Annotated in this window: 14 protein-coding genes; 5 read left to right on the top strand and 9 right to left on the bottom strand. The window is 54.1% G+C overall.

Annotation, left to right across the window (positions count from 1 at the left end):
* Positions 1 to 65 precede the first annotated feature (65 nt).
* From ACOOGA_RS10080 to mnmE, 5 genes are all read right to left on the bottom strand, one after another.
* On the bottom strand, positions 66 to 983 hold the full coding sequence (locus tag ACOOGA_RS10080) for a ParB/RepB/Spo0J family partition protein (RefSeq protein WP_417459421.1): 918 nt from the start codon (positions 981 to 983) through the stop codon (positions 66 to 68).
* A gap of 34 nt (positions 984 to 1,017) precedes the next feature.
* Positions 1,018 to 1,833 carry a ParA family protein gene (locus tag ACOOGA_RS10075; protein ID WP_417459420.1) on the bottom strand — a complete coding sequence of 272 codons (816 nt, stop codon included), beginning with the start codon at positions 1,831 to 1,833 and terminating at the stop codon, positions 1,018 to 1,020.
* Between the two features lie 52 nt (positions 1,834 to 1,885).
* A complete protein-coding gene (gene rsmG / locus ACOOGA_RS10070; protein ID WP_417459419.1) occupies positions 1,886 to 2,506 on the bottom strand; it encodes a 16S rRNA (guanine(527)-N(7))-methyltransferase RsmG in 621 nt (206 codons plus the stop codon).
* Positions 2,507 to 2,524: 18 nt separating this feature from the next.
* Positions 2,525 to 4,399, bottom strand: a complete 1,875-nt coding sequence (gene mnmG, locus ACOOGA_RS10065; protein ID WP_417459418.1) for a tRNA uridine-5-carboxymethylaminomethyl(34) synthesis enzyme MnmG — start codon at positions 4,397 to 4,399, stop codon at positions 2,525 to 2,527.
* Positions 4,400 to 4,592: 193 nt separating this feature from the next.
* The gene (gene mnmE, locus ACOOGA_RS10060) at positions 4,593 to 5,951 is read right to left on the bottom strand and encodes a tRNA uridine-5-carboxymethylaminomethyl(34) synthesis GTPase MnmE (protein WP_417459417.1); all 1,359 of its coding nucleotides are present in this window, start codon (positions 5,949 to 5,951) and stop codon (positions 4,593 to 4,595) included.
* A gap of 116 nt (positions 5,952 to 6,067) precedes the next feature.
* Here mnmE and ACOOGA_RS10055 point away from each other — a divergent pair, with 116 nt between their 5' ends.
* The 5 genes from ACOOGA_RS10055 (at position 6,068) to ACOOGA_RS10035 (ending at position 9,450) form a co-directional block, all read left to right on the top strand.
* Entirely contained in the window at positions 6,068 to 6,559 is a 492-nt protein-coding gene (locus ACOOGA_RS10055) for a methylated-DNA--[protein]-cysteine S-methyltransferase (RefSeq protein ID WP_417459416.1), read from the top strand.
* Between the two features lie 22 nt (positions 6,560 to 6,581).
* Positions 6,582 to 7,211, top strand: coding sequence for a hypothetical protein (locus ACOOGA_RS10050; protein WP_417459415.1), 630 nt, complete (start codon positions 6,582 to 6,584; stop codon positions 7,209 to 7,211).
* A 27-nt stretch (positions 7,212 to 7,238) separates the two neighbouring features.
* The gene (locus ACOOGA_RS10045; RefSeq protein ID WP_417459414.1) at positions 7,239 to 7,943 is read left to right on the top strand and encodes a dienelactone hydrolase family protein; all 705 of its coding nucleotides are present in this window, start codon (positions 7,239 to 7,241) and stop codon (positions 7,941 to 7,943) included.
* 1 nt (position 7,944) lies between these two features.
* Entirely contained in the window at positions 7,945 to 8,928 is a 984-nt protein-coding gene (locus ACOOGA_RS10040) for a quinone oxidoreductase family protein (RefSeq protein WP_420428592.1), read from the top strand.
* Between the two features lie 198 nt (positions 8,929 to 9,126).
* Positions 9,127 to 9,450, top strand: coding sequence for an HNH endonuclease (locus ACOOGA_RS10035; protein WP_417459412.1), 324 nt, complete (start codon positions 9,127 to 9,129; stop codon positions 9,448 to 9,450).
* Between the two features lies 1 nt (position 9,451).
* Here the strand turns inward: ACOOGA_RS10035 and ACOOGA_RS10030 are convergent, their stop codons facing one another.
* From ACOOGA_RS10030 to hemE, 4 genes are all read right to left on the bottom strand, one after another.
* Positions 9,452 to 10,003, bottom strand: coding sequence for a cysteine hydrolase family protein (locus ACOOGA_RS10030; RefSeq protein ID WP_417459411.1), 552 nt, complete (start codon positions 10,001 to 10,003; stop codon positions 9,452 to 9,454).
* A gap of 81 nt (positions 10,004 to 10,084) precedes the next feature.
* Positions 10,085 to 11,341 carry a transcription termination factor Rho gene (gene rho, locus ACOOGA_RS10025; RefSeq protein ID WP_417459410.1) on the bottom strand — a complete coding sequence of 419 codons (1,257 nt, stop codon included), beginning with the start codon at positions 11,339 to 11,341 and terminating at the stop codon, positions 10,085 to 10,087.
* A gap of 228 nt (positions 11,342 to 11,569) precedes the next feature.
* Positions 11,570 to 12,013, bottom strand: coding sequence for a CopD family protein (locus tag ACOOGA_RS10020; RefSeq protein ID WP_417459409.1), 444 nt, complete (start codon positions 12,011 to 12,013; stop codon positions 11,570 to 11,572).
* Between the two features lie 41 nt (positions 12,014 to 12,054).
* A complete protein-coding gene (gene hemE / locus ACOOGA_RS10015) occupies positions 12,055 to 13,086 on the bottom strand; it encodes a uroporphyrinogen decarboxylase (protein ID WP_417459408.1) in 1,032 nt (343 codons plus the stop codon).
* Positions 13,087 to 13,509 lie beyond the last annotated feature (423 nt).

Raw genomic sequence — 13,509 nt, 5'->3', positions numbered from 1 at the left:
CGGAGCAGAGCCACAGAACGGAGAATGCTGGATGCCCGCGAACGCGGGCATGACAGGAAAGCGGGCTAAAAGCCGCAAACGCCCAGTTTTGAGCAAAGCTCGTCCAGCTCTTCAAGCGTCGCGTAAGCGATGGTGACCTTGCCGCCCTCGCCTTCATGATCGATAGACACCTTCATGCCGGTTGCTGCGGAAAGGTCTTTCTCAAGCGCGACGGTATCCGCGTCTTTTTTACCAGCAGATGACGCACCACCACTGCCACCCGGGCGCGGTTCACGCCGGGTACGGCCCTTGGCTTCCCCTGCAAGCACTTCTGTCTGGCGAACGCTAAGTCCTTCATCTACAATACGTTTTGCGAGCGCGAGCGGGTCTTCAGCACCAATAAGCGCACGGGCATGACCCATGGAGATTTTGCTCTCATCCACCATCACCTGCACTTTTTCAGGCAGGCTAAGGAGGCGCAACAGGTTGGTTACGTGGCTGCGGCTTTTGCCAACACCTTCCGCAACTGCTTCCTGTGTATGACCAAATTCCTCGATCAGCTTTTTATAAGCGATAGCTTCCTCGATGGCGCTCAGGTCCTGACGCTGAATATTCTCGATGATGGCGATCTCAAGCACTTCGCCGTCTGTCAGTTCCTTGACGACGACCGGCACTTCATGGATGCCCGCCTTTTGGGCGGCACGCCAGCGGCGTTCCCCCGCCACGATCTGATACTGGTTTGGCCCAAGCTCACGCACCAGAATTGGCTGCAAAAGCCCCTTCTGCTTGATGGAAGTTGCGAGATCAGCGAGCGCGTCTTCATCAAAATGATGGCGCGGCTGCTCTATGTTTCTTTCCAAAAACTCGATCGGCAGCAGGCGACGACCCGAATGCGGGCTCGAAGGCGTTGCAATGCCGTCATCGCTATCCTCAAACGCCGGCCGGTCATCACCCAAAAGAGCAGACAGCCCTTTACCCAGTCCCTTACGTGCAGCTTTACTCATGATATACAATCTAACCTATTGTTTTTATTAAATATTATGCAGAAACTTTGCGGTCACGCCCGAGCAACTCACGCGCCAGTTTTATATAGGCCTGGCTGCCAACACAGCGGTGATCATAAAGAAGCACCGGTTTGCCGTGGCTTGGCGCCTCCGACACCCGCACATTGCGCGGAATGACGGTGCGGTACACCTTGTCACCCAGATAATCGCGCACATCAGCAGCCACTTGCTCCGAGAGATTATTGCGTTTGTCGAACATTGTGAGCACCACACCGTTGATCGTGAGGTGTGGGTTCAGGCTGCCGCGCACCTGCTCAATGGTTTTGAGCAGCAAGCTCAAGCCCTCAAGCGCAAAAAACTCACACTGCAGCGGCACCAGCACCGAATCGGCAGCAACAAGCGCGTTGATGGTGAGGAGCGACAAGGATGGCGGGCAATCAATGAGGATATAATCATATTCCTGCCGCGCGACGGCTTTCTCAAGCGCATACCGCAGACGGAAATTACGGTGCGGCAGCTCAGCCAACTCAAGGTCAGCGCCCGACAAGTCCACGGTTGAGGCCACAATCGAGAGGCCCGGCACTTCGGTCACCACAATAGCGTCCCCAAGCGGCGCTGCACCAAGCACCACGTCATAGGACGTGATCTCCCGCGCACTGCGGTCAATGCCAAAGCCAGTGCTGGCGTTACCCTGTGGGTCCAAATCAAGAATCAGCACGCGCTTCTTAACCGCAGCCATTGCTGTTGCCAAATTGATGGTTGTTGTGGTTTTACCCACGCCACCCTTTTGGTTGGCTACTGCGATAATATGCGCCCCCGTACCCGATTTTGACTGCATTTCCAACGACATGCGGTCACTCTCCCCTTGTGGGCCCACGTCCGCGCACCCATGATCTGAACTGTTACAACCGTTGTATCGCTGAAAGCCTGAGGATGACCCCTGCCGGGTCTGAGAGGCTTTGATACCGATTGATGTCCATCTTCCAACAAGCTTGCGCTTCGGTCAATTCTTCTTCCGCCCCTTCCCCCTTGAGGAGCCACATTTCTACACCCTCACCAAGGAACGGAGCCGCCCAATTCACGAGTTGAAGCACACGTGCACACGCGCGGGAAGTGACAACATCAACAGGAAACGGCTCAATCGCCTCGATTCGCTCATTATGAATGGTGGCCGCAGCCGATGTTTCACGTGAAACCTGGTTCATGAAAATACACTTGCGGCCGTTGGCTTCCACCATATGCGCGTGCCCAATCTCCATGGCGGCGAGCACAAGACCGGGGAAACCTGCACCCGAGCCGATATCAAGCATGCTGAGTTTGCGCTCGCCAAACACATCCCGAAGGTGCGGCGCCATCTGGGCCGAATCGAGGAAATGCCGTTGCCACATGGCATCAAGCGTCGAGTTCGCCACAAGATTTTTAGCTTTTTGCCATTTGGCGAGCAAGGCCGCATAGGTCTTCAGCCGCTCCAATGTTTCACGTGAAACATCGACATCGCGGGCAAGATCATCTGGTCCGTACATATAGAAGTGTTCCGGGAACTAGGCCGCGCGGCGGCGTTTTTTTACATGGGCAAGAAGCAGGGTGAGCGCTGCAGGCGTTACGCCAGCAATACGCGCCGCCGCCCCAAGAGTAGCGGGCCGCGCCTCAGTGAACTTCTGCCGCATCTCGTTGGAGAGCCCGTTGACCGTATCAAAATCGAGGTCGTCCGGAATCTCAAGTGCTTCATCTTTCCTGAACGCTGCCACGTCCTGCGCCTGCCGCTCCAGATAACCCGCATACATGGCATCGATCTCAAGCTGGCGTGCGATGGTAGGCTCAACTGTGCCGAGTGTATCAGGCCACACTTCTTTGAGCCGCGCAAAATCGATGGTGGAGAAAGCGAGCAATGCTTCCCCATCCCGGCGCACACCGTCCTGATTGATCTGGATGCCAACCTTGGCAGCTTCATTGGGTGTCAGGGAAAGCGACTTGAGTGTCGCGTGCCCTGCGTCAAGCGCGGCCTTTTTGAGTGAATAAGCGTCAGCGCGTTCGTCGCCCACAAGGCCAACGGCAATACCCTTGCCCGTCAGGCGCTGGTCGGCGTTATCGGCACGGAGCAGCAAGCGGTACTCCGCCCGGCTGGTGAACATGCGATAAGGCTCGCGGGTGCCCTGGGTCACAAGATCGTCTAACATCACACCTATATAGGCGTCTGCACGGTCGAGCACAAAAGTCTCGCCCTCACCCTTTGCCCTGAGCGCGGCGTTTACCCCCGCCATCAGGCCTTGGGCGGCAGCTTCCTCATACCCTGTGGTGCCGTTGATCTGACCCGCGAGATACAGCCCCGGCGCGCGGCGCGTCTCGAGGGTCACCTTCAACTCGCGCGGATCTATACAGTCATACTCGATGGCATACCCGTGGCGGATGATACGCACATTCTCGAGGCCCGGAATCGAGCGGATCAGCTCGTCCTGGACCTCTTCCGGCAGGCTGGTGGAAATGCCGTTCGGGTAAACCGTGTCATCATCCAGCCCTTCGGGCTCAAGGAAAATCTGGTGGCTGGTTTTGTCAGCAAAGCGCACGATCTTGTCTTCAATCGACGGGCAATAGCGCGGGCCCTTGCTGTCGATCTGGCCAGAGTACATCGGCGACCGGTGCAGGTTTTCCTGGATCACCTGATGGGTGCGCGCGCTGGTGCGCGTCATATAACAACTGATCTGCGGCACAGTGATCTTAGCGGTCAGGAAGGAGAACGGCACCGGCGGTGTATCGCCCGGCTGTTCTTCACAAACTGACCAGTCAATGGTTTTGCCGTCAAGCCGTGCGGGTGTGCCTGTCTTGAGCCGACCGAGCGCAAAACCAATTTCTTCAAGCGTGTCGGATAGCCCAAGCGCAGGCGCTTCATCTGCCCTGCCCGCCGGGATCTTCTTTTCACCAATATGGATAAGCCCGCGCAGGAATGTACCGGTGGTGAGGATCACAGCAGTGGCAGTGATCTTTTTGCCGTCAGCCGTTATAACACCCTCAATCACCGGCTTGTCGCCAGCGCGGTCAACGATCAGGTCCTCAACTGCACCAGCTTCAATGGTGAGGTTTGCGTAATTCATCAGCGTGGCCTGCATGGCCTCACGGTATAGCTTGCGGTCACTTTGACAACGCGGGCCCTGAACGGCTGGTCCCTTGCGCTGGTTCAAGAGGCGGAACTGAATACCGCTGGCATCCGCCACCCGGCCCATGATGCCGTCAAGCGCATCAATCTCACGTACCAGATGACCCTTGCCCAAACCGCCAATCGCCGGGTTGCAGGACATCTCGCCAATGGTTTCAACCTTGTGCGTAATAAGAAGTGTGTTCGCGCCCATGCGCGCAGCCGCGGCAGCCGCTTCACAGCCCGCGTGACCACCCCCAATTACGATGACATCAAAATCTGCCATGGCGAAAAACCTATTCAATACCCAACATTCCAGAAAGCAAAAAGAGGCCCTCAAACGAGGCCCCTTAACGCCGCAGGGTATAATAGACTTTGCCGATTAAGTCAAAGTTAAGCGCGGGGCGATAGTTGAGAGCCGCTTGAGTGATGTTTCACGTGAAACATCAGAAGTCCAACAAGCCTCCACAGCACGGCAATCACTTGCCGATACAGAAGTCTGAGAAGACCACATCAAGCACATCTTCAACACCCACGCGCCCGGTAATGCGCCCCAACGCACGGGCCGCCATGCGCACATCTTCTGCCGCCAGCACGGCATCAAAACCCGCATTGTCTGAAAAGCGGGTGAGATGATCGACCGTCTCCTCAAGCGCGCGGCGATGCCGAACACGCGTGAGCGACGGTGCCTCGCGCGGTGCCATCGCATCGCTTACATGGGCCTCAAGCTGCTTGAACAAGTCATCCAACCCATGGTCATTTTTAGCGGAAACATAACTCACCCCAACAATGCCGTTTGGCAGCTTGTCATGTTTCACGTGAAACATCTCAGTACGGTCTGTTTGCGTGAGCACCAGCATGGCCTTGTCATCGAGCCAGGGCTGCATGCTTGTTGGCAACACGGGCCAGTCATCAGCCCGCACCAGTACGAGGCGAAGGTCGGCCTCTTCCGCTCGCTTCAGCGCCCGGCGAATGCCCTCCTGCTCCACAGCACCAGAGCTTTCCCGCACGCCCGCTGTATCCACAAGACGCACCGGAAACCCACCCAGGTCGAGCTGTACTTCAATCGCGTCCCGCGTGGTACCCTCTTCGTCGGAGACGATAGCAACATCTGATTTAGCCAGCGCATTCAGAAGGGTGGATTTGCCCGCATTGGGTTCCCCCATGATGACAATGCGGTAGCCTTCACGCAGAGCCTCACCGCGCCGACCATCCACAAGATGTTGTGTTATTTGATCCCTTAACATCAATATATTTGGTTTCACGGCACCCGCGACCCCTTCTGGCAGGTCTTCATCCGGGAAATCAATATCGGCTTCAAGATGCGCGAGATGGCCCACAAGCCGCGTGCGCCAATCTTCATAGAGCGCACGCAAGGCACCGTCCATTTGCCGGAGCGCCTGTTCCCGCTGCGCGGCGGTTTGCGCATGAATGAGGTCGTTCAATCCTTCCGCCTCAGTGAGGTCGAGCTTACTATTCTCGAACGCGCGGCGGCTATATTCGCCAGCCTCTGCCGGGCGCAAATCGGGCATGCGTGCAAGCGCCTCCAAAACACCAGATACAACGGCGCGCCCCCCGTGCAGATGCAACTCAACCACATCTTCCCCGGTGAAACTTGCAGGACCCGTGAAGGCCAGCACCAAAGCTTCATCAAGCCGGGCGCCAGTGTCCTGATCCTTGAGGAGACGAAGGGCGGCGAACCTTGCTGTGGGCACCGGCTTGCCGCTCAGGCTTTCAAGCGCCGCATGAGCCTTGGGGCCAGAGAGCCGAACCACAGCAACACCCGCCACACCCGCGCCGGATGACAGGGCAAAAATCGTATCGGTTTCAATGCTCATGACGTTGAATTCCTCTGCTCACCATCACCGGCTCTGCCTTCAGGTATGATGATTGTGCTTGCATGGCTCGCCCACGCACAATAGCTATTAGCCTCATCCATATCGCGGGGGCAACCATGTCGCAACTCTCCATGCACACGCCGGTGATTGATATCACCATCACCGAGTTTGATGGCGCTATCGTCTCGCTTGACTGGGGCTGGAGCCCGTTTCAGGAACCAACACCACTTCTTATTGAAGCCAAGCGCCAGCTTGATCTCTATTTTGATGGAGAGCTGACCGAGTTTGATCTGCCGCTTGCGGCCATTGGAACCAAACATCAGGAAAAGGTTTGGGCTGCCATGCAGGCCATCCCTTATGGTGAGATGCGCACCTATGGTGAGCTGGCGCAGGAGATAGGCTCTGCCGCCCAAGCTGTGGGCACAGCGTGCGGGCGTAACCCCATCCCTATCCTTGTGCCGTGCCACCGCATCATTGCGCGCGAAGGCAAGCTGGGCGGCTATTCGGGTGACGGTGGCCTCCACACCAAACGCGCGCTTCTTGTGCTTGAAGGTGCGCTGAGCGTTGAAGAAGGCAAGGCGCTTGAAAAGGCTGGAGCTTTGGACTGATACAATGCTGGGAAAGAAAACCATGAACACCGTGAAAATTATGCTCACCGTCGTTCTTCTTAGTCTGTCTGGCTGTACGCTTGAGCCCAAGACCTCATATTTTCCTACCTCGTTTTGTTGTGGTCCGGGTGATGAATTTCACAATTCCTGGTATGCCCAGACACTGGATCGCATGAATGAACCCTCCTTATTTTCGGTTGCGCAAGCCACCAAAAAAAATGTAGTTCGCTTCCTCTGGCTGCGCACATTTGATCAGCCCGTGGCCTTTCGGCTGACATTTAATTCCGATGGCAGTGGTGTGCTGGAAACCAAAATTCTGATCGGTCCGGGTGAAGATGATCCAGGTCGTCTACGACATCAATCTGCCCAAGCGGTGCCCGCTCAGGAACTGGTAAACGTTAAGGCCGCCCTAGATAGAGCGTCTCACTGGTTTTCAGACGATGACTTGCCTCCAAGGCCGCTCGGATTCGATGGAGCAGAGTGGGTATTTGAAGCCATCCTAAACCACCAATATCATGTGCTTGCCAGATGGTCCCCAGGCGCTAACTCAAATAACAACAGCGACCCAGATGCCATTATTGATAGCGATTTCCATGGTCTTGGGATGGCGTTGATAAATCTGAGCCAGATCGACTTTGAGTCAGTCTACTAACAACAGATAATTCGCAGGAGAATAATCATGGCAGACTATATCAACATCGACGCAACAGACGGTAGCGGCAGTTTCAAAGCCTATGTAGCAAGGCCGGAAGGTGGCAGCGGCCCCGTGGTGGTGGTGCTGCAGGAGATTTTTGGGGTGAATGTGGGCATGCGGCAGATCTGTGATGACCTGGCGTCAGAAGGTTACATTGCCATCTGCCCAGACCTTTTCTGGCGCATGAAACCGGGTGTGGATATCACCGATAAAACAAAAGAAGAATGGGATCAGGCTTTCCATTATTTCCAGAATTTTGACCATACAAAAGGCCATGAAGATATCGCCGCCACCGTTACCAAAGCCCGCACCATTGAGGGCGGCAGTGGCAAGGTTGGTGCTGTGGGCTATTGCCTTGGTGGTTTGCTCGCTTTCATGACGGCTGTGAAAACCGACGTGGACGCGGCTGTGTCTTATTACGGTGTTGGCCTTGATACCAAGGTTGGTGAAGCGGATGCTATCACCAAGCCGCTGCTGATGCATATCGCCGAGGAAGACGGTTTTGTGGATAAGGCCGCGCAAGCCAAAATTCACAAGGCACTTGACGGTCACGACCAGATCACCATCCATGATTATGCGGGTGTTGACCATGCATTTGCACGGCCTGATGGCCAAAGCTGGGATGGCGACGCAGCAGCACTTGCCAATGACCGCACCCGCGTGTTTTTTGAAACGCACCTGAAAGGCTGATATGGCTGAGAAAACCGGCGCTATTGTTATCAATGAAGCGGGTGGGCCAGATGTGCTCACCTGGCAGCAGCTATCCCTTGATGCCCCAAAAGCGGGTGAGGTAACGCTTCGTCATACCGCCATCGGGCTCAACTTCATTGATACCTATCACCGCACCGGGCTTTACCCCATGCCCATGCCGGGCGTGCCGGGGCTGGAGGCCGCCGGTGTTGTTGAAGCTGTGGGCGACGGTGTGAGCAGTTTTAAGGTTGGGGACCGGGTCGCCTACCCCGCTGGCCCCATCGGCGCTTATGCAGAATGCCGCAACTTCCTCGCCGCAAAGCTCGTAAAACTGCCGGACGCCGTATCGGATGAAGATGCAGCCGCGCTGATGCTCAAGGCCTGCACGGTGGAGTATCTGATCTTCCGTACCTATGCGGTAAAGGTGGGGGACACGGTGCTGTTTCACGCGGCCGCTGGTGGTGTTGGGCTTATTGCCTGTCAGTGGCTTTCCGCCCTTGGTGTAACAGTGATTGGCACCGTGGGCAGTGATGAAAAAGCCGAGCTTGCACGGGCAAACGGCTGCCACCACACCATCAATTATGCACGGGAAGATTTCACCAACCGTGTGATGGAAATCACCAATGGTGAGGGTGTGCCCGTTGTATATGACAGCGTGGGCAAAGATACCTTTATGGGCTCGCTTAACGTACTTAAACGGCGCGGCACTTTGGCAACCTTCGGCAACGCCACCGGGCCGGTTGAACCCTTCTCGCCCGGCCTGCTCGCACAAAAGGGTTCGCTTTTTGTCACCCGCCCCACGCTGATGGATTATACCGCCACGCGGGAGGAGCTGGAGCTGTGCACAGGCCGGGTGTTTGACGCTATCCGAGAGGGCCACATCAAGGCAGATATCAACCAGCGTTTTGCGCTCAGGGATGCGGCCGATGCACACCGCGCGCTTGAGGCCCGCGCCACCACCGGGCAAACACTTCTCATACCCTGAGGGGTAAAACCCTTCAAAGGACATAAAATTTCATCGTTTTTATCAAACTTTTACGATATTCACTCACCTACATGTTGTTAATCTTATATTAGAAATCACAATATATAGTCTGTCATAGTGTAGTTTTGAAACGCAGGCCTTATCGCCCCTCCCCTCAGTTAAAAGGCGGTTCCTGCACCAAGTCTACGGAGACTGGAAATGTATGGTGAATTCGACAGCTATAAGTTCCGCACCGCCGGTGAAGCAATCAAACATGAAGTTTGGCAAAAGGCTTCAAAAATCGATGGCCATGACCCGGATATCTACCGCCGCGACAGCTGCGGCAAAACAATCCGCTTTGTTGACCACGGCAAACTGGGTGAATTTGGCTGGAAGGTTGACCTGATCACACCGCTTTCGCGGGGCGGTTCGGACGAAGCTTTTAACCTGCAGCCGCTTCATTGGCAGAACCATATGATCAAACGCCAGCACCTTATCTGGATGCCTGAACTTGGCGTCTCAGATTTTCGTCTCGCGTCATAATTTAAGCGGTAAGGTTGGCTAAAACCTCAGTAGTTGATTTGATAGCCGCATAGTCGGCCTTCAAATGCGCGAGCGTCAACGCATGTACATCATCCGCTGGCCAATGTTTACCGCGCTCATCAGTAACTTCCACTGCAGCCGTGGCATCAGAGATCACTGTCACGTTAAAACCAAGGCTCGCGGCCATGCGGGCCGTTACATCCACCGAATGCTGGCTCAGTACACCGGTGATCACCAGTTTATCCGCCCCAGCTTTTTTCAAGTCAGCCTCCAGTGATGTGCCCACAAAAGCATTATTTGTGCTTTTACCAACAACCCGCTCACCCATCACAGGCTTCACAACATCCTTAAAGGCATGGAGAGGCTGCCCAGGCGCGTAAGGCGATCCGTCTTCACGGCTATCATGCCGGATATGGAAGACGGGCATCCCCTGCCCTCGCCACGCAGCCAAAAATTTTGCCATATTCGCTTCCGCACCGGCATTATTGCGCTGGCCCCATTTGGGGTGATCGATCGCATATTGCACATCAATGATCAATAAAGCGGTAGACATAACCTTGTTTCCTTGAAACGAAAAAGAGCCCGCAACGGATGCAAGCTCTTGATCTAACTATCTTTTATTCGCGTCAGATGATTAGTTGTTCATCTGGGAGAAGAAATCTTCGTTGTTTGGTGCATCCTTGAGCTTGGAAAGCAGGAACTCCATCGCGTCCACAGTGCCCATTGGCGTGAGGATACGGCGCAGAACCCACATTTTCGAAAGCGTGCCCTGGTCGACCAGAAGTTCTTCTTTCCGGGTACCGGACTTGAGGATATCGATTGCCGGGAACACGCGCTTGTCTGCAACCTTGCGGTCAAGCACCACTTCCGAGTTACCTGTGCCCTTGAATTCCTCAAAGATCACTTCATCCATACGGCTACCGGTTTCAATCAGCGCCGTTGCAATGATGGAAAGCGAGCCGCCTTCCTCAATGTTACGGGCTGCACCGAAGAAGCGTTTCGGGCGCTGCAATGCGTTGGCATCCACACCACCGGTGAGTACCTTACCGGATGACGGTACCACCGTATTGTAAGCCCGTGCGAGACGAGTGATACTATCAAGAAGGATCACAACGTCCTTGCCGTGTTCCACCAGCCGTTTGGCTTTCTCGATCACCATTTCTGCAACCTGTACGTGGCGGGATGCCGGCTCATCAAATGTGGATGAAACCACCTCACCCTGCACGCTGCGCTGCATGTCTGTCACTTCTTCCGGGCGTTCATCGATCAAAAGCACGATGACATAACACTCAGGATGGTTGGCAGAGACGCTTTTCGCAATGTTTTGCAGAAGCACGGTTTTACCGGTGCGCGGCGGCGCCACGATAAGCGCACGCTGGCCTTTACCGATCGGTGCAACAAGATCAATCACCCTTGGTGATTTGTCTTTCACCGTTGGGTCATCAGGATCGAGCTTCAGTTTTTCATCAGGGTAAAGCGGCGTCAGGTTATCGAAGTGCACCTTGTGTTTGGTTTTCTCAGGTTCATCAAAATTGATTTTGGAAACCTTCAGAAGCGCAAAATACCGCTCACCATCCTTGGGGGCGCGAATCTGGCCTTCAACCGTGTCACCGGTCCTGAGCGCAAAACGCCGGATCTGGCTGGGGCTCACATAAATATCATCGGGGCCTGGCAGATAGTTTGATTCCGGGCTGCGCAGGAAACCAAATCCGTCAGAAAGGATTTCAATCACGCCAGCACCCATGATTTCAATGTCATCATCAGCAAGATGCTTGAGGATGGCAAACATCATGTCTTGCTTGCGCATGCTGGAGGCGTTTTCAACGCCTACTTCTTCCGCGAGCGAAAGCAAATCCGCCGGGGTCTTTTCTTTGAGATCCTGTAAATGCATGGGATCGTCCAACTTCTTGTTATTCAAGGGAATTTCCAGATTATTGGGGCTACAGGCCCAGTCTTTGGAAAATGATACTGCCGGGGGATACACACATCAAAAACCGGCAATTTCGGGAAATTTGGATGGCATGCGCCAGATATGGCACACACCGGATGCCTCAAGCTAGCATGTTGCCCTCGCCTGTCAAGGTATTTGGTACCAGAACAGTATAATTTAAAACCACCCTTAAAAGGCCTTTGGCACCACCAAAAGCACGATGGCAAAAATAAACACGGCCGGGATTTCATTGATGCGGCGAAAATAGGTCTCGCTTTTGGGGCGTTCCCCGCGTTCAAAGGCTTTGCGGTACTTTGATAACATGCCATGAAAACCGGACAGCAGGAACACCAGAAGCAGTTTCGCGTGCAGCCAGCCACCTGCATCAAGCCCGATATTGAACACAAGCATCAGGCCCAAAATCCAGGTGATGCTCATGGCCGGATTGATAATGATCCGCATCAGGCGGCGTTCACGCTCAATCCAGTTCTTGTCTTCATCCGAGCCAACCTTTGTGGTTGAATGATAGGCAAGATAGCGCGGCAGCATAAACATACCGGCCATCCAGAAGATAACAAAAATGATGTGAAGAGCTTTCACCCAGAGATAAAACTCGCCCAAATAGCCTTCCATCACATGTCCCCCAGTTTGATTTTTCTGTTAGCACCTGGCTGTTAGCGCCGGAAATTTTTAATGGTTTTTGAGAGAAGTGCCACATTCTCAGGCGGCGTTTCGGGTACAAAACCATGGCCCAAGTTGAAAATGTGGGCACCACCCTTCAGCGTTTCAAGGATACGGTAAGCCTCGTCTACCATCAACTCGCCGCCGGAAACCACTAGGTGTGGGTCAAGATTACCCTGAACACAGACCTTGTTTTGCACATTGTCCCGCGCCCACTCAAGCGGCACACCGGTATCAAGCGAAACCGCGTTCACCCCGGTTTTTGATACAAACTCGGGCAGTATCGCGCCGGAAAGCCGCGGAAAACCAATAATAGGCACTTCCTTGTGCTTGGCGCGAATTTTATCCACGATCGCAACGGTCGGCTCGATCACCCATTTCTGGAACATGGTTTCAGGTAGTGCTGCAGACCAGCTGTCAAAAATCTGCACCGCATCTGCACCCGCTTCAATTTGTGCACACAGGTATTCAGCCGTTGCATCCACAAGAATATCCAGAATTTTCTGGAACAATTCCGGGTTGCCGTATCCCATCTGACGTGCAGCAGCATGGTCTTTGCTGCCAGCTCCCTCAATCATATAGGTGGCAACAGTCCAGGGCGCGCCCGCAAAACCAAGCAAGGTTACATCTGAAGACAGTTCAGCCTTTAACCGGCGCACGGTCTCATACACATTGCCAACCTTGTCATGGAAAGCACCCAGTGAAAGATTGTCAAAACCGGTATGGTCTTTAATGGCTTCAAGTTTTGGCCCGTGCCCTGCTTCAAACCATACCTTCTGGCCAAGTCCGTCTGGTACAACAAGAATGTCCGCAAACAATATGGCACCGTCCATGCCGTAACGGCGGATCGGTTGCAGGGTTACTTCCGCTGCTTTTTCCGGGCTATAACAGAACTCCATAAAGCTGCGGGTTGTGGCACGAACTTCACGGTATTCCGGCAGATACCGTCCTGCCTGACGCATGAACCAGAACGGGACCCGATCGCCGGGGTTACCTTGAAGGGTGTTTAAAAGCAGTTTTGGCATGAAGTACTCCTGAACGGTCAGGCTCGGTTTCTAACCCGGGCACATCCTTCCTACTACTCAATAATATATAAATAAATAATTGTAGTAGTTGTTGATGCCTGTGAATCATGTGGAAAACCATTTATCCACAATCTTGTGCACAAGCAATGCATGTGCGGCATTTTTACCTGTCTTTTGTGGGTAAGGTACGGGAATAAAGTGTAATATTACTGTAATCACTTGTGAAAATACCCTGTGGAAAACGGGGAAAACATCAAAATATAGTGTTTTAGGCGCCAGGTTATCCTCCTAAACTTCGCCTGTGGGCAATAAGAAAACTTTCGCTAACAAACACTTCACAAATTGGGGTTAAACGCCGTAGGCTTTTTCTCAACCGGTTCATCCTCCAGTTATCCACAGGGTAATCCCAAGGGCTTTCATACA

This window comes from Kordiimonas sp. (assembly GCF_965216265.1).
Lineage (GTDB): Bacteria > Pseudomonadota > Alphaproteobacteria > Sphingomonadales > Kordiimonadaceae > Kordiimonas.
Note: the sequence above shows the minus strand (reverse complement) of the source record. Positions and strands in the feature narration are given on the sequence as shown.